The organism is Actinoplanes sp. NPDC000266 (genome assembly GCF_042899005.1).
Lineage (GTDB): Bacteria > Actinomycetota > Actinomycetes > Mycobacteriales > Micromonosporaceae > Actinoplanes.
In genome coordinates this window covers 603,037-624,536 of record NZ_JBIAZI010000001.1, presented here as the reverse complement: position 1 = coordinate 624,536, position 21,500 = coordinate 603,037, and the positions used below count along the sequence as shown (strand labels likewise).

The window sequence follows — 21,500 nt, the reverse complement described above, 5'->3', positions numbered from 1 at the left end:
GCTCGGGAACTCATCACAGCTGCTTGTGGAAGACCAGCAGATGGCAGGGCACGGCCAGCAGCGGCGACAGCTCGGGATGGTCGTCGGCCAGCGACTCGGTGCCGACCTGCCGGTAGCCGATCCGGGTGTACCACCCGCGCAGGAACTCCTTGACCGGATGTTCCCCGTCGAGCGGCACGAGCAGCTCCAGCCGCATCACCGAGGCTCCCGCCGCCCGCGCCCACTCCTCGGCGAACCGCACCAGCTTCCGCCCGACGCCGTTGCCGCGCTCACCGGGATCCGCCGCCAGCATCCCGAGTTGGCCGACGCCGGGCGTGAGCAGCTGAACCCGTACGGAACCCAGAATTTGATCTCCCCGCCGCGCCACCGCGAGCTTCCCGGCGAGCCCGGCCATCTCCGCCGCCGAGGTCCGCAGGGCGCCCTCGCGCCAGAGCCCTTTCTCCCCTTCGGCGTACGCCTCGTTGACGATCCACGCGAGCCGCTCAGCAGTCGCGGCGCCGGGGTCCGGGCCCAACATCTCGATCTTCATGTCGTCCATCCTCGCCGGGAACACCTAGGGATTCTCCCGTCGCTGCGCCGAAAGGGCCGCCCGCATGCTGGCAGTCGATTCGGACGAAAGGCGGCCCCGGTGCGATCCCTTCGAATATTCCTTCTCGTTCTCGCCCTCACGGTGGGCCTGGCCGGCTGTTCCCCGTTCTCCTCTTCGGCGACTTCGGGTAGCGAGCCGGCCGACACCAACTGGGTCAATGCCTTTGTGGCGGACGCGCAGCGCGGCGGCTCGGCCGACACCTCGGTGCTGAGCACGGCGCAATTCAGCGAGCTCGAATCCGACCTGCCCAGCCTGGCCTGCTGCATCAAATCGGTGGCCCACCAGCTCGACGCCGTCAATCCGGTCTGGGGCGTCACCCCCTCGGCGATCGAGCAGTTCCTCGACGACTGGTGTCACGTCGGCGTCAGCCATTCGGTCGGGCGCATGTTCGCCACCATTCCCGGCGCCGATCTGCGGGCCCTCCCCGCGCTCAACCAGACGCTGAGCCTGATCCAGCGCACCTGCCGTTACGACCCGGCCGAACTCGACTGGACCAGCGGCCAGTTCGTCGCTTTCACGACCGGCAATTCCCCTTCTTCGGCCGTACGGCCGGTGGCCGCCCCGCCCGAGCGCTCAAGCGCCATGCAAGCCACCTTCAGCGCCATCTGCGGCGTTCTCAACGACGGCCTCTCCGGCTGGATCGCGAAGCGGGTGCGCGCGGCCAAGGCCAATTTCTTCGTCACCATCGCCATGGAAGCGGCCTTCACCTTCTGCCCCGGCGCCATGGACCGTGTTCTGCCGCGGTGACACCTCGTCGCGGTTCGTTGTCACACCACCGGAAAGGGCACCATCATGACCGATGTTCAGACCACCGCCGTCGATCCCTTCGAGGCCGATTTCCGGCAGTGGACCGCCGATCTGGCCCCGGCCCAGGCCGCCATCGGGGCGATCCCGCCGCCCGGTGACGGCGCCGCCGCCCGGGCCGACCAGCTGACCACCCTGTTCGCCTATCGGAACTACCGCTCGGGGGTCGACTGGAACACGTGCGGCCAGGCCGCGATCGCGACGATCGCCGACTATCACGGCCGCGACCCCTACCAACTCCCCCGCGGGGCCAACGGTCACTGGGACGACGGGCAGGCCATCGACGCGGTGATCGCCGGCGGTTTCGGGCCGGACGTGGTGTTCGGCCTGGGCAGCAGCGGCGGCCGCATCCGGGACGCGTTGCAGAGCTACGGGCTGACCGCGTCGGTCGGCTACTCCGGTTTCGCCTCGGCCGGCTGGCAGGACCAGTGGGCCACGCTCAAGGCGTACGTCTCGCAGCGCCTGCCCGTGCCGGTGCTGGTCGACGTGGGCGCCCTCGGCGGCTCCTGGTGGACCGCGCACTGGCCGGTGGTCTACCGGATCGCGGACGGCCGGGTGCACATGGCCGCCGCGGCCGGGTCGGCCGTGGTCGACGAGGCGACCTTCCTGCGGGCGTGGCACTGCTGGTTCCTGCCGTACGGCTTCAACCACTGCGCCGTCTACAGCTACTGAGAACCCTCAGCTCGCCCGGCGGTAACGCTGGGCGAGCTGGGTCCGGTTGCGCACCCCGAGCTTGCGGTAGATGTTCCCGAGGTGGAACTCGACCGTCTTGCTGCTGAGGAACAGGGCGGCCGCCACCTCGCGGTTGGTCTGGCCGGTGGCGACCGCCCGGGCCACATGCGACTCCTGCGGGGTGAGGCCGTGGCCGGCGTCGCGGCCGGGTTCGGCGGCGGTGGCCGAAAGCTCGGCCCGGGCCCGGGCCGACCACGGAGCGGCGGCGAGGCCGTCGAAGAGGCCGGCGGCGGCCCGGAGCTGGGCCCGGGCGCGGACCCGCAGTCCGGAACGGCGGAGGCGTTCGCCGTACGCCAGGCGGGTGCGGCCGAGCTCGAACGGGCACCGGATCGCGGCGTGGTGGCGCAGCGCGGTCTCGAACCACGCGGCGTAGCCGTCCTCGGCCGCGACCAGGGCCACGCTCCGGGCCGCCACCGCGGCCGGCAGGGGGTCGGTGGCGGCACGGGCCCGGCCGATCAGCTCGGCGGTCTGTTCGCCGGAGGGCCGCCAGCCCGTACGAACGTGGGCTTCCAGCAGGTCGGCGCTCCACGCGGACCAGTCCCGTCGATGACGAGCCACGATGGCCGAGCACCGGCCCGCCCCTATATCCGATAAATCCGAGATGTGCGGCAGAGCTTCGCCTCGGATCGCACGCACCGTCGCCACGACCTGCCGGGCCCGCCGGCCCGCCAGGGCGTCCCCGGCCAGCCCGGAGAGGAGCAGCGCCTCGCCGCCGAGCCGAAGCGTGGCCTCGAGACGGCCTTCCTGCAGTTCCACGAAGGCGGCGACGGCCAGCGCCGCCGGAAGGTGCCGCACCGAGCCCCGCGCACGGAGTTCGCCGAGCAGGCTCTGAATCGCGACCCGGGCGATCCCGGTGCGACCGGCCATCGCGTACGCGTAAGCCGTGGGCACGCGCGGATCGGCGCCACCGTCGCACGGCCCGACGTCGCCATCAGCGTGCGGCCCGCCAGCGTCGGCACCCGGCTCGATGCCGTCGGCACCCGGCTCGATGCCGTCGGCACCCGGCTCGGTGCGGTCGGCACCCGGCTCGATGCGGTCGGCGGCGGTGAGCAATTTGCGGGCTGATGGCTCGTCGCCGGAGAGGTGGGCGTCGACGGCGGCCCGGCGCAGCCACCGCGCCCGCAGCCCGTCGTCGGCCGTGAGGTCGGCCGCCAGTTCCAGGGCGCGGGCCGCCGCCTGATGGCCGGCGCCGTCCCGGGCCGTGGCCGCGATGTTCTCCAGCGCGCTCATCAGTCGATCGGGCGGGTGCCCGCCCCCTGAAGTCGGCATCCTGAGCCTCCGTCGAAGTCTCCGATGCCCGGGCGGGCGTGGGTTCGCAGGCCGCCCGGGCAAGGACTGACAACGACGCTCCGGCACCCACCGGTTTGCCACATCAGGCAGTTGCCGTATATCGCCGTACCGGCGGCCTTAGGCCCTCCACCTGGGGATTTCCCGGGCGCGGGGCTCGGCCCGGCCGGGTGACGGTGTTTCCAGCCCGGCGCGGCGCGGGTCAGGATGAGCCCGAGGAGGACGAGATGGCCGGAAAGCTGTTCGCTCTGCTGGTCGGCATCGACCACTACCTGTCCAACGACGCGCCCACGCTCGGCGGCTGTGTGAACGACGTCGACCGCCTGGCCGCTGTCCTCCAGTCGAGCGGGGCGCCGCCGGGCGGGATCGAGCTGGTCCTGCGGACGCTGCGCGACGCCGAGGCGACCCGGGCCGAGGTCATCGCCGCCTTCCGCGCCCACCTCGGGCAGGCCGGGCCGGACGACATCGCGTTGTTCGCCTTCTCCGGACACGGCTCGCAGGGCGTGGCCCCGCCCGAGTTCGCCCGGATCGAGCAGGACATGCTGATCGAGACCCTGGTCTGTCACGACAGCCGGACCCCGGGGGTACGCGATCTCGCCGACAAGGAGCTGGCCAAGCTCATCCACGAGGTCGCGCAGACCGGGGCCTCGGTCGTGGTCGTCCTCGACGCCTGCCACTCGGCCAACGGGACCCGGGAGCCCGGCCCCGGCGTGCGCCGGGCGCCGGTCGACGAGCGGCCCCGCCCGCTCGACCAGTTCATCGTCGGCGCCGACGAGATCGTCAAGCTCGGCGCGGCCGCCGGCGACCACTCGGGCTGGACCCCGGGACGCCACCTGCTGCTCGCGGCCTGCCGGTCCGACGAGGAGGCCAAGGAGATCTGGGTCAACGCCCGCAAGTGCGGCGTCTTCTCCTACTACCTGGCCAAGACGCTGTCCGAGGCGGCGCGGGATCTGACGTACCGGGAGGTCTTCACCCGTACGGCCGCCCTGGTCCGCACCCGGGTGCGCTATCAGAACCCGCAGCTGGAGGCGGTCCGGGTGGCCGACTTCGACCGGGTCTTCCTGGGCGGGGCCGGTCGCCGCACGCCGCATTTCGCGGTCACCTGGAACGACGACTTCGGCTGGGTGGTGGACGCGGGCGCGGTGCACGGCATCCCGGCCCCGGACGGCGCCGAGACCACCACGTTCGCCCTCTTCCCGCCCGGCACGCCGGACGACGAGATGCGGGACCTCGCCGCGGCCAGCGGACGAGCGGTCGTGCGCCGGGTTCAGCCCGGCCTCAGCGCGGTCGATCTGAAACTGGCCGCCGCCGGTCAGCCCGACCGCGGCAAGGTGTGGACGGCCGTGGTGACGACGTCGCCGCTGGTCCGGATGCCGGTGGTCCTCGACGGTGACGCCGCGGCGCTGCAGGCCGCGCGGGACGTCCTGGGCCCGTCGCTGTTCGTGCGGGAGGCGGTGGGCGACGAGGCCGAGTACGGGCTCACCGCCACCGGCGACGGCTACGAGATCCGACGCCTGCCCGAAGGACAGCCGGTCGCGCCCCGCCTCACCGGCGCCGGCACGGCGGTGGAGTCGCTGGAGCACATCTCACGCTGGCGCCGGGTGGCCGATCTGGGCAACCGCAGCGCCCTGGCCGCGAACAACATCCGGCTCCGGATCCACGACTGGAGCGACGAGATCGCGGCGCTCGGCGGCGATCCGCCGGAGCTGCCGGTCGACGGGGAGCTGCGGCTGGCCTACCAGTTCCGGGACGGCGCGTGGCGGCCGCCGCGCATCAAGATCTCGGTGGAGAACACCGGCGACCGGGCGCTCTACTGCAGCGTGCTGGTCATGCCGGAGACGTACTCCATCGTCTCGGGTCTTTATCCGTCCGGACGGGTCCGGCTGGCGCCGGGCGAACGCGCGTGGGCCAACGACGACCTGCCCCTGCGGGTGAGTGTGCCGGACGAGTTCGCCCGGCTCGGTGTGGTGACCCTCGACCACATCGTGAAGCTGGTGGTGAGCACCGGCGACGCCGACATGACGGTCCTCGACCAGTCCGATCTGGCCCAGCTGGAGCGGGCGGTTATCAACCGGGCGCTCGACCCGCCGCTGAGCACGCTCGACCGGCTCCTGCGCCGGGTGCAGCTGCGCCATTTCGAGCCGGAGGCGCGGGAGCCGATCGCCGACTGGGCGGCCGGCGAGATCAAGGTGACGGTGGTACGCCCGCGCGAGGCGGTGCCGGTGCCACCGGCCGGCGACGAGGCCGAGCTGGCGCCGGCGGTGGTCCTGTCCGGGCACGACGCCCTGACCGGGGTGGCCGCCCGGCTCACGACCGAGGACGTGGCCGCGCGCGGCGTACGCGGCCCGGCGTTGCCGCCGCTGCTGCGCGACAGCCCCGGCGCCCATGTGGTCGAGTTCCTGGTCACGGACAGCGGCATGGCCGGACCGAGCGTCCTGGAGCTGGCCGTTCCGGCGGGCTTCGACCATCGGGCCGTCACCCCGGACGCCCCGCTCGTGCTGCGCGCCGGCGTTCCACTGGCCGAGGGCGAGGAGCTGCTGCCGATCGGCCTGTTCCTGCCTCTGGGCGACGCCCGGCCGGTGGACGCGGGGGTCGAGGTACGGCTCGTCCGGCTGCCCGAAGCGGGGCCGGACGGCGTCATCCGGGTCTACTTCCGGCGGTTGAGCGCGCCCCACCCCGGAACCGCCGCGCCGCTGGGCGGGCTCGCGGTGGCCGCGCGCGGGCCGGACGGCGTGGTGACGTACGAGCGGGATCCCGCCCGAATTCGCACGCTGGCCGCCGCGGCCCCGTCGATCCGCCTCTTCGTGCCCGGGCTGACCGGCGACTCCCGCGACCTGCCCGCCGACGGCGCGGGCGAACTGCTGCTGACCTTCGACCACGCGTGCCCCGACGTCGAGGTGCAGGCCTGCGCCACCGCCCTGGCCGCCGCGCTGGCCGACGCCGGGCTCGAACCGGGCCACGGCCGCACGCTGCACGTGGTCGCCCACTCGGTCGGTGGCCTGATCGCCCGCTGGTTCATCGAGCGGGCCGGTGGCGCCCGGGTGGTGACCAGCCTGACCCTGCTCGGCACCCCGAACGCCGGCGTCTCCTGGCCCCGCCTGCCGGAATGGGCCACGGTCGCCCTGGCGCTCGGCCTCAACCGGCTCACCACGACGGCCTGGCCGCCCGGGGCTCTGCCGGCCCTGCTGGCGCTGGCCCGCCGGGGCGATCCGAAGGCGGGCCACCAGCTGCGGCCCGACTCGGAGCTGCTGCGGGAGCTGGCCGCGAGCCCCGACCCGGGCCTCCCCTACCGGGCGGTGGCCGGCGTCTCGTCCACACCGGCCACCGCGCTGGACAAGCAGGACGACGGCAGCACCGCCGTCGGCCGGCTGCTCGACCGCCTGGGCCTGCCCGGGATCAGCGACATCGCCGCCCTCGCGTTCCTGCGCGCCCCCAACGACCTGCTGGTCAGCGAGGACAGCGCCACCCGGCTGCCCGGCGGGAGATCACCGGCGCCGGTGGCGCTGCGGGCGGACTGCGACCACCTGACCTATCCCGGGATGTCGCCCCCGCCCTGAACCGGCTCAGGACTGTCCATGTGGACGCTCCGGCCGTCCTCGATGATGAGGATGGTCGAGACGGCCTGGGGCCTGATGACGTACTGCCCGATCACCTGATCCTCCTTGATGATGACGGGCAGGACGATGTACGTGGTGCCGAGCTCGGCGGCGCTGTTGAGCCGGTCGACCAGATCGTCGGGGTCGACGGCGACCCGTACCGGCTCGTCGCACCCGTTGACGCGGATCACGGCCATGAGATCTTCCTCCTGATCGATTTCGAGGGACCGTAGAACACATTCGCAGAACGACGCCGTTCGCCACATCGGGAGAATTCCCGAGTGCGCGGCCACGAACGCCTTAGATCACCGGAAGGCGATATGCTCGCCTCCGGCAAAGGCGCTGTTAATGGGAGGTCCGATGACCTCACGTGACGATCTCGTGGGCCGTCGGAGCGAGCGGGCCCGGCTCGACGCCGCCCTGTCCGCCGCGGCCGCCGGCCGTCCCTCCACGGTGCTGCTGGGCGGCGAGGCCGGTGTCGGCAAGACGGCGCTGCTGCGTGCTTTCGCCGATGACGCCGAGGGTTCCGGCGCCCGGGTCATGACCGGCGCCTGCGTCGATCTCTCCTCGGGCGATCTGCCGTACGTCCCGGTGGTCGAGGCCCTGCGATCCCTGGTCCGCGACGTCGGGGAGCAGGAGGTACGCCGGCTGGCCGGCCCGGCCTGGCCGTCGCTGGCGCGGATGGCGCCGTTCCTGGGCGAGCCGGAGCAGGGCGCCGCCGGCGGCGCCGACGCGCGGGTCCACATGTTCGAGGGGGTCCTCGGCCTGCTGCGCCGGCTGGGTGAGGAGCGCCCGGTGGTGCTCATCTGCGAAGACCTGCACTGGGCCGACCGCTCGACCCTCGACCTGCTCGCCTTCCTGGTCCGCATGCTCACCGACGAGCGTCTCCTGCTATTGATCACCTATCGCAGCAATGATCTCGAACCGCGCCATCCCCTGCGACCGTTGATCGTGGAATTCGAGCGGTCCCGACGCGTCGATCATGTACGCCTCCAGCCATTCGATCACGACGAGTCGGTGCAATTCGTGGCCGGCCGAAGTGTCGGATCCCTGACTTCCGTACAGCTGGAACGCACCATTTCCCTGGCCGAGGGAAACGCCTTCTTCCTGGAGGAAATGGTGGTTTCCGGCGCCGCCGCCACCGAGCCCGGCGACCGGCTGCCGTCCTCGCTCAGCGACATGGTGCTGACCCGTGTCGAGCCGCTGAGCGCCGAGGCGCAGGAGGTGCTGCGGGCGGCCGCGGCCGCCGGGCGCTACGTCGGCCACCGGCTGCTGGCCACCGCCTGCGATCTGCCCGAGCGCTCGCTGCTGACCGCGCTGCGCGAGTGCACCACGCGGCAGCTGCTGACCGAGGGCCCGCAGCCGTACTCGTACGCGTTCCGGCACGCCCTCGTCCGCGAGGCCGTCTACGGCGATCTGCTGGCCGGTGAGCGGATGCGCCTGCACGCGGCGATCGCCACCGCGCTGAGCCGCGAGCACGCGGCGGCCGGCGAGCTGGCCCACCACTGGTTCCAGGCCGGCGACCGCGAGCAGGCCTTCACCACCGCGCTGCGGGCCGCGGCCGAGGCGGCCACCGCCTGCGCCTTCGCCGAGAGCGACCGGCTCTACGAGCGCGCACTCCAGCTGTGGGACGAGGTCGGCGACGCCGAGGCGGTCGGCGGGGCGGCGCACGCCGAGGTGCTGCGCCGGGCCGCGGACGCGGCCCGCTGGGCGGGCGATCTGGCCCGAGCTCTGTCCCGGGCCGAAGCCGCGCTCGGCGAGCTTCCCGGCGACGACCGGGCCGGCCGGGCCGCCCTGCTCGAGCGGCTGGGCCGCTACCGCTGGGAGACCGGCGACAGCGAGGGCACGCTGCGGGCGTACGCCGAGGCCGACGCGCTGCTCGCCGACGGCCCGCCCACCCCGTTGCGGGCCCGCGTCCACGCCGACCTGGCCACCACCCACCTGCGCAACGGGCGGTACGCGCTGGGCGGGCGCCTGGGGGCCGAGGCCGTCGCGATGGCCCGCTCGGTCGGGGCCGAGGCCGAGGAGGGCCAGGCCCTCAACCCGATGGGCATCGGGTTGACCATGACCGGCGACCCGGACGGCGGGGTGGCGGCCATCCGGCGGGCGGTCGAGATCGCGCGGGCCGGCGGGCACCTCGACGACCTGCACCGGGCGTACGTGAACCTGACCTTCGTGCTGGCCAACGTCGGCCGCCGGGCCGACGCCCTCGAGGTCGCCCGGCACGGCATAACCCACGTCCGCCGCCTCGGTCTGGAGTGGACGGCCGGCGGGGTGCTGGTCTCCAACGCGGCCACGTTGCAGGCCGAGCTGGGCCGGTGGGACGAGGCCGAGCGGACGGCCGTCGAGGCCCTCGACCACGACCTGCCGACGCGCTCGACGCTCTACCTGCGGCTGCTGCTGGCCGGCCTGGAGATCGCCCGGGGCCGCTTCGACCGCGCCGAGCATCTGATCGGCTCGGCCCGTCGCCTCGACGAATCGGAGTACAGCACCGACATCCACACCTGCCTGGCCGAGATCGCGATCTGGCGGCGCGACCACCGCGGGGCCCGGCGGGCGGTCGCCGACGGCCTGCGCGCGGTCCGGGACTCGGAGGATCAACTTCAGCAATTGCGGCTGTACGGCCTGGGGTTGCGGGCCGAGGCGGACGAGGCGCAACGGCTGGCCGCGCTCGGCCGGGACGCCTCGGAGGTGCGGGAGGCGGCCGGCGACCTGGCCGTGCGGGCGGCGAAACTCGCGCCGGACGGCGGCGACGGACCGCTGCTGCCCGACGTGCCGCTGCTGGCCCTGGGCTGCCAGGCCGAGCGGCTGCGGTCCGAGGGCGCCGACGACCCCGCCGAGTGGGCCCGCGTCGCCGAGGGCTGGGAAGCGCTCGACCGCCCCTACCCCGCCGCCTACGGCCACTGGCGCCGGGCCGACGCGCTGCTCGCCACCGCCGCCCCCGACCGCGCGGCGGCCACCGGAGCGCTGCGCGCCGGGCACCGCATCGCGTCGGCGCTCGGCGCCGCCTGCCTGCTCGGTGAGCTCGACGCCCTGGCCCGGCGGGCCCGGATCGAGCCGGCCGAGGAGGTCGCGCACGACGCCGAGCCCGAGCCGATCCCGTTCCGTCTCACCCGGCGCGAGCTCCAGGTGCTGCAAGAGCTCGGCAAGGGCTCGAGCAACCGGCGGATCGCCCGGCAGCTGTTCATCGCCGAGAAGACGGCGAGCGTGCACGTGTCCAACATCCTGACCAAACTCGGCGTGACCAGCCGGGGCGAGGCCGCCGCGATGGCCTATCGCGCCGGGCTCATCCCCCGCGAGGACTGAACTCTAGGAGGCCGCGATGCTGCTGCGACTGGTTCTGCGCGAGGACTGGCGTGACCTGGCACCCTTCGAGGCCTCGGGCGACCTGCTCGTGCTCGCCGCCGCCGCGATCAGCGCGGGCGAGCCCAAGCGGGCGCTCGCGCTGCTCGAGGCGGCCGAGCCGGGCCCGGTGGCCGGCGCGTTGTGGCATCTGGCCCGTGTGCAGGACCTGAACTGGTTCCCGGGCGGCGCCGGCGCGGCCGGCCTCGACGACGTCGACTTCTCCCACCTGGTCGTGCCGGCCGAGGCGGCCGAGGCCACGCCGGCCAGTGACCTCGCCGCCTATCTGTTCGTCCACGTGGCGGCCCAGCTGCCGGGCCGACGCAGCATCGCCCGGGACGGCGGCGGCCTCGGCCCGCAGATGGTGACCGAGGCCTACGACGTGCTCATGCGGGTGCAGGAGACCGGCGAGCCGGAGGCCATCGCCCCGGCCGCCTACGCCATGGCCAGCCTCCTGGGCCAGACCGGCGGCCCGCTCGACCTGGCCCGCACGGCCTATCAGATCGCGGGCGACCAGGCCGGCGAGGCCGCCTGCCTGCTGGCCGAGGGCGACTGGGCGGCCCACCCTTCCCGGCATCCGGAGCTGCTCGACGAGGACCTCGAACCGCGCACCGCCGGCCAGCCGGCGCCCCTGCTCGACCCGGCGGCGGCGGAGGAGCGCTACGCCGCCGCCGAGCAGCTGTACGCCGCGGCCGGCTCGCGCCGGGGCGCCGCCGCCGTCGCGCTCCGCCGGGCCCGGCTCGCCCTGGCCGCGGGCGACGCGGGCCGGGCCGTGTCCCTTCTGGACTCGGCCGGCGAGCTGGCCGAGGCGGCCGGTGACGGCGCGCTGCGCGCGCTGATCCTGGTGCAGCACGCGCTGGCCACCATCCGCGACGGCGGCCAGGTCGACGCCGACCGGGTCGCGAGCCGGGTCGTCGACTGGGCCACCACCGTGGGCAGCTCGTCGTTCGCCCGCGGGCTGTGCCGCCTGGCGTACGCCAAGGCCGGCCGCTGGCGCGCCGAGGACGTGCTGCGGGGCCAGCGCGCCCTGGCCGTGGCCGAGGCGATCGGCGGGCGCGTCGGCGCGGCCGCCGAGTCGGCCGCGTTCGACCGGGAGCGCGGCGAGCTCTACGTGGGCGCCAACTACCGCCCGGCCGCCCTGGTCTGGACGATGCTGGTGGTGGCCGAGGCCCGGGCCGCGGCCACCGGCGAGCTCAGCGTGCTCGACTGGGCCCGGCTGGCCGAGCGCCTGTTGCGGGCCAACCGCGACGCGAACGCGGCCGGCGACCCGGCGGCCATGACCGAGATCCGCGACCAGCTGGAGTGGCTGCTCACCCGCACGCCGGCCGACCTTCCGGAGCCGGCCGGCGAGGTGCTCGCGCCCGTGCGCGACACCATCGCCGAGGCGGCCGTGCTGGTGCCGCTCTACCGGGGCGTGATCGCCCGGCTCGGCGGCGACCTGCCCGTCGCCGACGACCACTTCGCGGCCGCGCTGGCCGAGGCCGAACGACTCGGCAGCCCGCTGCTCCAGGCCGTGGTGCTGGGCACGATGCACCGCCGGGACGAGGCCGCGGCCGTCCTCGAGCCCTTCCTCGACGGTTTCCCACCCGACATCGCGGCCAACTTCCTGATCCGCCTGCACCGCTACGAGCAGGCCCTGCAGATCATCGAGCGGACCCCGCCCCAGGACCTGGCGGCGCTCGAACGGCCGTGGGAGCCGGCCGCGCGGCACGCGGAGGCGCTGCTCGGAGTCGGCCGGGCCGAGGAGGCGGCCGAGCTGGCGGTCACCGCCATCGCCCAGTTCGAGAATCACCTGGGGTTGCTGTCCCGGGACGTCCTGCGGGTGATGGCGACCGACGACAACACGGTGGCGGGCCTCTACGCCACCGGGGTGCGGGCGCACGCCGCGGCCGACCGGACGGCCGAGAGTTTCCGGCTCGCCGGCCGCTGCCGGGGCGCCTCCCTGCTCGACCTCCTGGAACCGGCCGGCACGCCCGGCGAGGAGGTGGCGTCGGCGGTCCGCGAGTGGCAGCGCGCGGGGGCGGCCTTCGGGCGTACGGTCGAACGCCTGGCCCGGTCCCGCAAGGAGGGCGAGCCGGCGGTGACCCGCAACGAGATGGTGACGGCCGAACGGGAACTCGACCGGGCCGAAGTCCAGATGATCACCGTGGCCCCCGAGCTGCGGCACCGCCGCGTCCTGCCCGAGACGCCATCGCTGGCCGAGATCCAGTCCCGTCTCCAGCCGGGCACGCTGCTGATCGAGTGCCACGCCTTCGACGACGTGCTGACCTGCTGGGCGGTCACGGCACAAACGGCCCGCGTGGTCCAGCGGGAGGCACCGACCCCACAGCTGACGGCGGCGGTCCGCCGGTTCCACAGCGCGATCGAGGACCGCACCACTCCCCCGGCCCTCCGCCAAGAACTCGGGCGGCCACTGTCCGAGCTGCTGCTCGGCCCGTTCGCGGCGGAGCTGGCCGACCACGGCCGGGTGGTCGTGGTGCCGTACGGCGGCCTCTCGGTCCTGCCCGTGCATGTCCTGCCGTTCGGCGGCGACCTGCTGACCACCGACCACGACGTGTCGTACCTGCCCTCATCGTCACTGCTGCCGACCGCCCCACCGCCGCTCGGCACTCCCGGCGCGCTGATCGTGGGAAACCCGGCATACGCCCCCGACCGCGACCTGATGAGGCTGCCCGGCGCCGAGGTGGAGGCGGTGACGATAGCCCGCCTGCGGGCCCAGGAGGTGCTGCGGGCCGAGGAGGCGACAGGCAAGGCGGTGCTGGACCGCATGGTCACGGCGCGAATGGTGCACCTGGCCACACACGGCTCGCTGGCCGAGGGCGCGCCGTACAGCGCGGAGCTGGCCTTGGCCGGCCCCGACAGCCTGACAGTGCCCGACCTGATGGGCCTGGGCACAACGATCGACCTGGCCGTGCTGAGCGCTTGCGACAGCGGACGGGGCCGGGTGGGCTCAGCGGGCGACGTGGTGGGCCTGACAAGGGCCTTCCTGGGAGCCGGGGTACGGGAGCTGATCGTGTCGCTGTGGCCGGTGCACGACCGGATCGCCTGTTTGACGATGGTCGCCCTGCATCGCCACTTGCTCAACGGTTCGCCGACCGCCGTGGCGCTGGCTCGGGCGCAGCGCGAGACAAGGGCGATGACCGAGCCGGAGGCGAACGACCTCTACCGATCGTTGGAGCAGGAGGCCGGCCGCGACGACGGCCCACCCTCGACCCGGACACGCCACATAGGCCCCGACGTCGACGAGCCGGAGGTGCCGGGCATCGACCATCCGTTCTTCTGGGCCCCGTTCATCCACATCGGAGCGTGATCGGCCGCCCAGGTGATCCCGGCGGACTCTGCTGGTCAGCGGCGGGCCGGCGACGCAACCCGTCCGGGGTGAACGAGAACGAACGGGGAAAGTCGCCCGGTCGATGGCGAACGGCGAGAACCACCGGTTCCGGAAGTATGCCCCGCGGTCCATCGGCGCCGGTTTCCGCCAAGGTGTTCCAGAGGTGAATACAGATCAGTTCGTCGTCCGCATTCGCTGTCGCGTAGCAGAGCGTCTTGGGCCAGAAAGGATTGGTGCCGCCGATCCACAGCGACGGCGAGCCGAACTCGTCGAGGGTCTGGGAAAGCGTCCGATCCTCGGTGACCCACTCGTCGATGCCGGCAGCCTGCCGTTGGTACTCCGCCGCCGGCAAAGCGCGATCCAGGTCGAGCCAGCCGCATCGGAGGGCGATGCCGGCATAGAGCGATGCCGTGGCGTCACGCAACGATTCTGCCGGCAGCACGGTGCGGTAGGCGCCCTGCACTCCGGTGGCGGTGAAGGCACGGCGTTCGCGGAGCCCGTCAAACTCTGCTTTCCATCGCGTCGAGCTGCCGTCCACGGCGGCCATCGCCCCCAGCAGCAACTGCTCCGCCATCTCCTCACGGCCGTACATGCCGGGGCGACGAAGCACAGCGTTCACCTGCTCCCGATGGTGCTGACGCGCCTCATCGAGGATCGAGCCTTCGTCACTGCTCATCGTCGTTGATCATGTCATCCCCCACGACGTCCGGACATCCGCTCATCGGCTACGCCCTCGTGGTCAGGATCAGGCAGATCGGGTCGGTTGATCGGGGTCGGGCACCCCTGCTCAGCGGATAGAGAGTGGTCGGCGGTGTGATAGTGGCCGTCGTGAATTTGTTCGGCCGGCATCGCGGCGTGGGCCGGGCTGTACGAGATCAAGCAGCTGCGCAAGGAGAGCCTGCGGAAGGCGAACTCCCCCTTCATCGTGGTGAAGCAGCAGCTCGACGGCCGGTCGAAGGCGTCCGTCTTCCGGTTCGCCTCGGGGCACAAAGTGCGCGTCGCCATGAACGTCGTCACGCTGACCGCCGACCCGGCCGTGGACTCCACGATCGTGGTCACCGACGCGACGACGGGTGACACCCTCGAGCAGACCGGCTCGTTCAACCTGAGCCCCACTCAGGCCAAGGCCTGCACCGGCATCGACTCTGGAACCCAGATGCGCGGCGACGACGGCAGAGCACGGCGGGTGCCCGCCGGGAAGTGAGGGCACCTCCCGGCGGGTGGTGTCAGCCGACGTAGATCTTCGTGGCCTGTGCGGGATCGGCGGCCGGGTCGGCCAGGAGGTAGAGCGCTACCAGCGCGATGACCGCGGCCACGATGGCCGCTCGCAGTAGCAGTGACGGCATGGTCATGGTGGTTCCCCTTCCCCGTGATGTGCGGCCACGATAGGGCGGCTCGCTGCTGGGGGCTGCCGGATCTAGGACTGGAACGACGAGCGGGGCACGCCCGGGCCCGGGTTGATGCGGGTCGGGCCGTTTGCTGACGGGCGGATGTCGAAGTCGAAGATCGCTGTGGGCAAGTAGACCGTGGCGCACGCGTTCGGGATGTCCACCACGCCGGAGAGGCGGCCTTCGATGGGGGCGGCGCCCAGGATCATGTAGGCCTGCTCCGGCGTGTAGCCGAACGTGGTCAGGTAGTCGATCGCGTGCAGGCACGCCCTCTGGTAGGACAGGTGGGAGTCCAGGTAGCGCTGCTCGCCGTCCAGCGTGACCGATGTGCCGGAGAAGGCCAGCCACTCGCTGTACCTCGGTTCCACATTTCCCGGCATGAAAATCGCGTTCTCCGTGACGCCGTACGTCGTCATGCCGTTCTTCAGCACTTCGACCCTCAGATCGATGAAGCCGCCCATCTCGATGGCGCCGCAGAACGTTATCTCGCCGTCGCCCTGGGAGAAATGCAGGTCGCCGACCGAGAGGTTCGCGCCGGGGACGAAGACCGGATAGAAGACCCGGGTGCCCTTGGAGAAATTCTTGATGTCCTGGTTGCCGCCGTTCTCCCGGGGCGGCGCCGTGCGCGCCGCCTCCGCCGCCACCCGGGCGTATTCGCTGCTCGGGAGGCTGCCCAGCACGGCGTCGTTCGGTTCGGGCGGCAGGGCCAGCGGCGGCACTCGGTTCGGGTCGGTCGCTATCAGGGCGCCCTCGCGCTGGTTCCATTTCTCGAGCAGGCCGGCCGATGGAGCCGTACCCATCAAGCCCGGATGCACGATGCCGGTGAACGAGACGTGCGGAATGTGGCGCGAGGTCGCCGTCTGGCCGGCGAAATCCCAGATCACCTTGTACGCGTCGGGGAACTGCTCGGTCAGGAAACCGCCGCCGTTCTGCGTGGCGAAGATTCCGGTGTAACCCCAGCCCTGGCCGGCCAGCGGGCCCGAATCCTCCTGCGGGATCGGGCCCACGTCGAGGATGTCGACCATCAGAAGGTCGCCCGGCTCGGCCCCCTCGACCGCTATCGGGCCGCTCAGCACATGGACCGTCGACAATGGGGCGTCCCTGATGTCGTCGGCCGAGTCGTCGTTGTGGATGGCGCCGTCGAACCATTCGCGGCAGTGGACCCGGAAGCTGACGCCCGGCCTGACCCGGACGGCGGCGGGCACTTCGGGATGCCACCGGTTGTGCCCGACCAGCGCCTGATCGGTGAACCTTTTTGTCGAGTCGAGAGGAAACACGAGTTCCGGCATGCGAGCCTCCTACGGCAACCGGTTGACGACAGTGGGTTCCGCCCTTGTTCGCTCGATTCGGTCAATTTCGCGTTTGTACGGCGCCTGGACGCGCCGCCCGAGAAGAGCCGCCGACCAGACCCGCCGGCAGTCGTCGCCGCACTCCGGGCACGGGTGTGTCTCCGGCGCCTCGCCGAGCGGCGCCTCGACGTCGGCCGCGCCATGGCGTACACAATGGAATTGATAGATGACCATCAGTCGCCTACCTCCTCTGGTGAGGGTAAGCCGACGGCCGTGACCGTCAAAGTGTTCGCGCCGGTGCAGAGCAGGTAGCCGGGCGTCTCCCGGCAGTCCTCGGCGGTGGGCAGGCCGACGGCGCCGAGCACGGTTTCCCGCCCGGTGGCCAGGTCGAGCCGGGCCACCCCGGTCCGGCCGTCCGGTGTCGCGCCCGCGCGCAGCATGAGCATCGAGCCGGACCCACCGCTCAGCAACGACGTCCCCTCACCGAACGGCCGGCCCACCGTCCGGCCCGTGGCCGTGTCGGCCAGCACCGTCGTGGTGACGTCGGCCGCCGAGAGCAGCAGGCGCCCCTGGCCGGCGTCCCAGGAGTAGTTCATGTCGTCGCGCCGCCAGATCACCCGGCCGGTGGCGGCGTCGTAGGCGGTCACCCCGCGGACGCCGGCCGCGCAGATCAGCGGGCCGCAGCCGTCGACCGAACCGATCAGCTCGCCGGTGCGCCACAGCGGGCGCAGGTCGCCCGGGCGGTAGACGGTGGCCACGGTCTGGGCCGAGGCGGTCCGCACCACGATCAGGTGGGGGCCGGCCGGGACGAGGGCGGCCGAGTACACCCCGTTCCAGGGGATCCGGTCGCGGTGCAGGATCGTGCCGTCCGCGTAGCGGTAGACGGTGGCGTCACCCTGGGCGGTCACCGCGACGATCGACGACGGCCGGCCGTTCTCGGTGAGGGTGGTCCACTGCTCGGCCGGCGCGATCGGCTGTTTCCAGACTTCGTGCCCGTCGCGCAGCCCGACCAGGCGCAGGGCCGTGGTGATGCCGTTCTGACCGGTCTCGGCGAGCAACACCTCGCCGGTGGCAACCGAGGGCTGGGCGTCGCCGTACGACCGCCAGAGCTCCTCGCCACTCGCCTTGTCGAGCACGATCACGCCGGGGCCCGGCCCGGCCGGGGACAACGAGGTCGGTATGAGCAGCACATCACCGGCCGGGATCACGCCGCCGTCGGCGGGCCCGGCGCCGGCCGGGGCGGACCATCGGAGGCGGCCGCTGGCCAGGTCGTAGGCGGTCACCGTCGAACCGTCGTCGTCGCGGTGCACGTAGACCGTGGGGCCGTCGGCCGCCAGGGTCTCACTGGGCCGGAACGCCGTCGACCAGAGGGTGCGCACCGGCGACGGCACGGGCGGCGCCGACGCGGACATCGCCAGCAGACCGGCCACGGAGAGCCCGGCCATCGCCAGCCGGCCCAGCCGGCCCAGATCGACCGGGGCGGCCGCCGGCGGGGCGGCCCCGGTGGCGTCGCCGAGGTCGATCAGAGTCATCCTGCCCGGCAATGTAGCTCAGCGGAGAAAGATCGGCTGGGGACGGAACCCGAGGTGGGCGGACGGACAGGTGACCCGTATGACGACAGATCTGCGTGCCCGGATCCGGGCCGGTGATCGTGAGGCGTTCGGCGAGCTGTTCGATCAGTTCGCGCGGGCGGTCTACAACCACGGCTACCGGCTGACGGCCGACTGGGCGCTGGCCGTTCCCGATCACGCGGGCACCGCCGACAGCCGGATCGACGACGCGCGGCTGCTGGCGGCGGCCATGACCGCGCTGGCCGCCCTGCCCCGGGCCGATCGCGAGGTCTTCACGCTCTGCGTGTGGGAGGGCCTGGACTACGCGTCGACGGCCGCGGCGCTCGGCATCCCGGTCGGCACGGTGCGCTCCCGGTTGTCGCGGGCCCGGGAAAAACTTCGGCGGGAACTCCCCGGCGGGGCGACAGATAACAGCGACCACCTCACCACGACCCGGAACCCGGAAGGACACCGATGAGCGAGCACCCGACCGTACCGGCCCCGCCCTCGCGGGACCTGCCGCCCGGACGTCACGAGTTCCACAGGGAGCGCCTGATGACCCTTATCGACCAAGAGACAGAGACGCGGCGGCCGTTCCTTCGGCGCCCGGCCTTCGCCCTCGCGGCGCTGGTCCTGATCGCGGCCGGCGTCGCCGGCGTCGTCGTGGCCGGCCAGGGCGAGCAGACGCCGCCGGCCGCCGCCGTGACCGAACCGGCCCAGTTCGCCGACGCCCAGGCCGGCAGCCCTCGCGGCCTCGACCAGCTCGTCGACAAGATGGTGCTGGTCGCCGCCACCCGCGACAAGAAGCCGGCCCCGGCCGGCGACTGGGTCTACATCAGCAGCAGGAGCACCGACGTGCACCTGGCCGACGGCACCCCGGTCGCGACCGTCTCCGATCGGCAGACCTGGCAGTCGCTCGACGGCCACAAGGGCTGGCTCAGACCAAGGGAATGGGCAACGGCCCCGACAGCGAGGCCTTCACCACGATCAGCGACCTTCTCGGCGAGAGCTACCCGCCGGCCGCTCTCTATCCCGCGCTCTACCGGGCCGCCGCGAAGATCCCCGGCGTGCTGGTGGTCGACGACGCCGTCGACGCGGCCGGCCGGCACGGCGTCGCCCTGGCCCGGGTCGACGAGAGCGGCCTGCGCCAGGAGCTGATCTTCGACAAGAGCGACTACACCTATCTGGGTACGCGCATGGTCCGCACCACCGACGATCCGGAGGGCATCAAGGCCGGTACGGTCACCTACTCCTCCGCGATCCTCAGCCGGGCCCTGGTGGGCGCTATGAAGCAGACCGGCTGACGGCGGCCGTCCCGAAGAGCAGGGCCACGTCCTCGCCGGGCATCGGCCGGGCGAAGTGGAAGCCCTGGGCCAGCTGATAGCCGAGCTGGTGCAGGCGGGCCGCCTGCTCGGCGGTCTCGACGCCCTCGGCGACGGCCTCGATCCGCAGGCCCTCGGTGATCCGGATGAGGTTGTCCACGATCACGGCCTGCGGACTGGCCGTCGTCACGCCGTCGACGAACGATTTGTCGACCTTGAGGATCTGTACGGGGCAGTCGACCAGCAGGCTCAGCGACGACGCCCCGGTGCCGAAGTCGTCCAGCGCCACCCGCAGCCCGAGGGCGTTGAGCGCCTTCACGGCGTCCAGCGCGGCCCCGGTGCCGAGCACCGCCGTCTCGGTCACCTCGGCCACCAGCCCGGCCGGGTCCACGCCCTCGCGGGCCAGCAGGGCCGCCATCTCCTCGGCGAAACCCGGCTCCCGCAGCTGGCGGGCCGAGATGTTGACGCTCACCTTGGCCGGCGCGTGCTCGCCGTACTCCCGTTGCCAGGCCGCCGCCTGCCGCACCACCTGTTCCAGCACCCAGCGGCCGACCTCGACGATGGAGCCGCTCCGCTCGGCCAGCGGGATGAAGACGCCGGGCGAGATCAGCCCGTGCTCGGGGTGCCGCCAGCGCACCAGCGCCTCGACGCCGGCGAACCGGCCGTGCGGCAGCTCGACGATCGGCTGGTAGAGCATGAACAGCTCGTTCTGGGCGATCGCCTGCTGGAGCTGGGCGCCGAGCAGTGCCTCCTCGGCCTCCATCTGGTCCATGAACGGGTCGAACCAGGTCCAGCGGTCGCCGCCCAGGCTCTTGGCCGCGTACATCGCCACGTCGGCGCGGCGCAGCAGCTCCTCCGGAGTGTCGCCGTCCACGGCGGCCGTCGCGCCCATGCTGACCCGCGGGGTCATTTCGAAACGGCCGACGACCAGGGATTGACGTACGACATCAAGCAGTTCCGTCAGTAGTTTTTCGGCCTCTTCGCCGGTGCGGCCGGTCAGCAGCACGGTGAACTCGTCGCCACCGAGCCGGGCCGCGACGTCACCCGGCCCGATCGCGGCCGACAGCCGGGCCCCGATGGTCCGCAGCATCTGGTCGCCGGTGCTGTGGCCGAGCCGGTCGTTGATCACCTTGAAGTCGTCGATGTCCAGCAGCGCCACGTGGAACGGGCCGTCCGTGGCGAGGGCCGAGGTGAACAGCGTCCGGTTCGGCATGCCGGTCAGCGGGTCGTGCGTCACCTCGTGGTCGAGCTTCTCCTGATAGTCACGCAGCTGGCTCAGGTGGGCGTCGACCGTGTCGAGCAGCCGGTTGTTCTCCCGCAGGGCCGACAGCTGCCGGGACGCCACGAGAGCGCCCAGCACGACCGTGCAGACCACCAGCAGCAGGAGCTCGCCCTTGGTCGTGGCGGCGGTGGCGAGCAGGCTGACGTCGATCGCCGCGAGGGCCGCGTAGGGCAGCACGGTGAAGCGGCGGGCCGATTTCCGGTCGGCCGGGCCGGGCGCCGGGGCGCGGCGCTGGCGCTCGGCCGCGAGCTGGGCGGTCAGCGTCACGACGGCGGCGGCGAGCATGCTCCCGGACAGATAGGGACGGTCCCGCAGATACGGCGACAGGCTGCCGCTGGCCGCGGCGAGCGCCACACCGACGGTGATGATGCCCAGCGACACCCGGTCGAGGTGCCCGGAGCCGGCGAACGACAGCTTGATCATGGCGAGCGCCGAGATGAGCACGAGCGTGATGACGGCGACGAAAGGCAGCACCGACCCGGGCCTTTCGGCCCACATGTGGCGCAGCGAGTAGTGCCAGAACAGCACGCCCACGGTGATCAGCACGATGGTGGCGTCGAGGCCGAAACGGAACCACTCCGGGCGGGTGCGGTGCCAGGAAGTGAGCCGCGACATCGCGCCGAGAGCGAAGAACAGAAGCCCGAGCAGCAGTACGGAGGTGAGCGGGCTGACGGAGCGGGAGGGCGCGCCCGGCCCGGTGGTGGCGTCGACGGCGTTGCTGACGATGCCGGCCGTGAGCACCGCGCAGGCCAGCCCGATCCGCCGCCAGAAGGTGCGGGCGGGTGCGGTCAGATCGCTCCGCCGCCCCACCCGCAGGCAGGCCCGCGCGGCCAGCCCGGCCGAGATCGGCAGGGCCAGCCAGCCCACGACCGGGTGGGCCCACACGTGGCCCAGCCCGATCAGGAACCAGCCGGCGCTGAAGACGAACAGCACCGCGCCGAGGATCGTGGACCTGCTTTTTGGCACGGCTGCTATGTCGGAAGCCGTG

General features: G+C 72.7%; 16 protein-coding genes. 8 read left to right on the top strand and 8 right to left on the bottom strand.

Annotation, left to right across the window (positions count from 1 at the left end):
* Positions 1-13: 13 nt before the first annotated feature.
* A complete protein-coding gene (locus ACFY36_RS02500) occupies positions 14-529 on the bottom strand; it encodes a GNAT family N-acetyltransferase (protein ID WP_499744102.1) in 516 nt (171 codons plus the stop codon).
* 141 nt (positions 530-670) lie between these two features.
* Between ACFY36_RS02500 and ACFY36_RS02495 the strand changes: the two genes are divergently transcribed.
* Together ACFY36_RS02495 and ACFY36_RS02490 are read left to right on the top strand one after the other, a co-directional pair.
* Entirely contained in the window at positions 671-1,336 is a 666-nt protein-coding gene (locus ACFY36_RS02495) for a hypothetical protein (protein ID WP_499744101.1), read from the top strand.
* A gap of 45 nt (positions 1,337-1,381) precedes the next feature.
* Positions 1,382-2,065, top strand: a complete 684-nt coding sequence (locus ACFY36_RS02490) for a hypothetical protein (RefSeq protein ID WP_499744100.1) — start codon at positions 1,382-1,384, stop codon at positions 2,063-2,065.
* Positions 2,066-2,071: 6 nt separating this feature from the next.
* On the opposite strand, the gene ACFY36_RS02485 is transcribed toward ACFY36_RS02490, so the two are convergent.
* Positions 2,072-3,355, bottom strand: coding sequence for a LuxR C-terminal-related transcriptional regulator (locus tag ACFY36_RS02485; protein ID WP_499744099.1), 1,284 nt, complete (start codon positions 3,353-3,355; stop codon positions 2,072-2,074).
* A 284-nt stretch (positions 3,356-3,639) separates the two neighbouring features.
* Between ACFY36_RS02485 and ACFY36_RS02480 the strand changes: the two genes are divergently transcribed.
* The gene (locus tag ACFY36_RS02480; protein WP_499744098.1) at positions 3,640-6,969 is read left to right on the top strand and encodes a caspase family protein; all 3,330 of its coding nucleotides are present in this window, start codon (positions 3,640-3,642) and stop codon (positions 6,967-6,969) included.
* On the opposite strand, the gene ACFY36_RS02475 is transcribed toward ACFY36_RS02480, so the two are convergent.
* On the bottom strand, positions 6,942-7,205 hold the full coding sequence (locus ACFY36_RS02475) for a hypothetical protein (protein WP_499744097.1): 264 nt from the start codon (positions 7,203-7,205) through the stop codon (positions 6,942-6,944). The two genes, ACFY36_RS02480 and ACFY36_RS02475, sit on opposite strands and share 28 nt — an antisense overlap.
* A 163-nt stretch (positions 7,206-7,368) precedes the next feature.
* Between ACFY36_RS02475 and ACFY36_RS02470 the strand changes: the two genes are divergently transcribed.
* Together ACFY36_RS02470 and ACFY36_RS02465 are read left to right on the top strand one after the other, a co-directional pair.
* Complete coding sequence (locus ACFY36_RS02470; RefSeq protein WP_499744096.1) at positions 7,369-10,314, top strand: helix-turn-helix transcriptional regulator; 2,946 nt, start codon at positions 7,369-7,371, stop codon at positions 10,312-10,314.
* 16 nt (positions 10,315-10,330) lie between these two features.
* Complete coding sequence (locus ACFY36_RS02465; RefSeq protein WP_499744095.1) at positions 10,331-13,660, top strand: CHAT domain-containing protein; 3,330 nt, start codon at positions 10,331-10,333, stop codon at positions 13,658-13,660.
* On the opposite strand, the gene ACFY36_RS02460 is transcribed toward ACFY36_RS02465, so the two are convergent.
* Complete coding sequence (locus ACFY36_RS02460; RefSeq protein WP_499744094.1) at positions 13,641-14,357, bottom strand: hypothetical protein; 717 nt, start codon at positions 14,355-14,357, stop codon at positions 13,641-13,643. The genes ACFY36_RS02465 and ACFY36_RS02460 overlap by 20 nt on opposite strands.
* A gap of 252 nt (positions 14,358-14,609) precedes the next feature.
* Here ACFY36_RS02460 and ACFY36_RS02455 point away from each other — a divergent pair, with 252 nt between their 5' ends.
* Positions 14,610-14,885 carry a hypothetical protein gene (locus ACFY36_RS02455; RefSeq protein ID WP_499744093.1) on the top strand — a complete coding sequence of 92 codons (276 nt, stop codon included), beginning with the start codon at positions 14,610-14,612 and terminating at the stop codon, positions 14,883-14,885.
* Positions 14,886-14,907: 22 nt separating this feature from the next.
* Here ACFY36_RS02455 and ACFY36_RS02450 read toward each other — a convergent pair whose 3' ends face one another.
* From ACFY36_RS02450 to ACFY36_RS02440, 3 genes are all read right to left on the bottom strand, one after another.
* Positions 14,908-15,033, bottom strand: coding sequence for a hypothetical protein (locus tag ACFY36_RS02450; RefSeq protein WP_498658908.1), 126 nt, complete (start codon positions 15,031-15,033; stop codon positions 14,908-14,910).
* A gap of 65 nt (positions 15,034-15,098) precedes the next feature.
* A complete protein-coding gene (gene fmdA, locus ACFY36_RS02445) occupies positions 15,099-16,358 on the bottom strand; it encodes a formamidase (RefSeq protein WP_499744092.1) in 1,260 nt (419 codons plus the stop codon).
* A 233-nt stretch (positions 16,359-16,591) separates the two neighbouring features.
* Positions 16,592-17,890 carry an outer membrane protein assembly factor BamB family protein gene (locus ACFY36_RS02440; RefSeq protein ID WP_499744091.1) on the bottom strand — a complete coding sequence of 433 codons (1,299 nt, stop codon included), beginning with the start codon at positions 17,888-17,890 and terminating at the stop codon, positions 16,592-16,594.
* A gap of 79 nt (positions 17,891-17,969) precedes the next feature.
* Here ACFY36_RS02440 and ACFY36_RS02435 point away from each other — a divergent pair, with 79 nt between their 5' ends.
* Entirely contained in the window at positions 17,970-18,386 is a 417-nt protein-coding gene (locus tag ACFY36_RS02435; RefSeq protein ID WP_499744090.1) for an RNA polymerase sigma factor, read from the top strand.
* 472 nt (positions 18,387-18,858) lie between these two features.
* Positions 18,859-19,212 (top strand): CU044_5270 family protein, encoded by a 354-nt coding sequence (locus tag ACFY36_RS02430; protein WP_499744089.1) that lies wholly within the window; start codon positions 18,859-18,861, stop codon positions 19,210-19,212.
* On the opposite strand, the gene ACFY36_RS02425 is transcribed toward ACFY36_RS02430, so the two are convergent.
* Positions 19,193-21,478, bottom strand: coding sequence for a putative bifunctional diguanylate cyclase/phosphodiesterase (locus tag ACFY36_RS02425; RefSeq protein WP_499744088.1), 2,286 nt, complete (start codon positions 21,476-21,478; stop codon positions 19,193-19,195). The genes ACFY36_RS02430 and ACFY36_RS02425 overlap by 20 nt on opposite strands.
* Positions 21,479-21,500: the final 22 nt, after the last annotated feature.

What these genes read in the sequence shown, in the direction of transcription:
- ACFY36_RS02465 (WP_499744095.1), top strand. Translation starts at nt 10,331, where the DNA reads ATGCTGCTGCGACTGGTTCTGCGCGAGGACTGGCGTGACCTGGCACCC.
- ACFY36_RS02440 (WP_499744091.1), bottom strand. Translation starts at nt 17,890, where the DNA reads ATGACTCTGATCGACCTCGGCGACGCCACCGGGGCCGCCCCGCCGGCG.
- ACFY36_RS02490 (WP_499744100.1), top strand. Translation starts at nt 1,382, where the DNA reads ATGACCGATGTTCAGACCACCGCCGTCGATCCCTTCGAGGCCGATTTC.
- ACFY36_RS02500 (WP_499744102.1), bottom strand. Translation starts at nt 529, where the DNA reads ATGAAGATCGAGATGTTGGGCCCGGACCCCGGCGCCGCGACTGCTGAG.
- ACFY36_RS02450 (WP_498658908.1), bottom strand. Translation starts at nt 15,033, where the DNA reads ATGACCATGCCGTCACTGCTACTGCGAGCGGCCATCGTGGCCGCGGTC.
- ACFY36_RS02480 (WP_499744098.1), top strand. Translation starts at nt 3,640, where the DNA reads ATGGCCGGAAAGCTGTTCGCTCTGCTGGTCGGCATCGACCACTACCTG.
- ACFY36_RS02470 (WP_499744096.1), top strand. Translation starts at nt 7,369, where the DNA reads ATGACCTCACGTGACGATCTCGTGGGCCGTCGGAGCGAGCGGGCCCGG.
- ACFY36_RS02475 (WP_499744097.1), bottom strand. Translation starts at nt 7,205, where the DNA reads ATGGCCGTGATCCGCGTCAACGGGTGCGACGAGCCGGTACGGGTCGCC.
- fmdA (WP_499744092.1), bottom strand. Translation starts at nt 16,358, where the DNA reads ATGCCGGAACTCGTGTTTCCTCTCGACTCGACAAAAAGGTTCACCGAT.
- ACFY36_RS02430 (WP_499744089.1), top strand. Translation starts at nt 18,859, where the DNA reads ATGGGCAACGGCCCCGACAGCGAGGCCTTCACCACGATCAGCGACCTT.
- ACFY36_RS02485 (WP_499744099.1), bottom strand. Translation starts at nt 3,355, where the DNA reads ATGAGCGCGCTGGAGAACATCGCGGCCACGGCCCGGGACGGCGCCGGC.
- ACFY36_RS02460 (WP_499744094.1), bottom strand. Translation starts at nt 14,357, where the DNA reads ATGAGCAGTGACGAAGGCTCGATCCTCGATGAGGCGCGTCAGCACCAT.
- ACFY36_RS02435 (WP_499744090.1), top strand. Translation starts at nt 17,970, where the DNA reads ATGACGACAGATCTGCGTGCCCGGATCCGGGCCGGTGATCGTGAGGCG.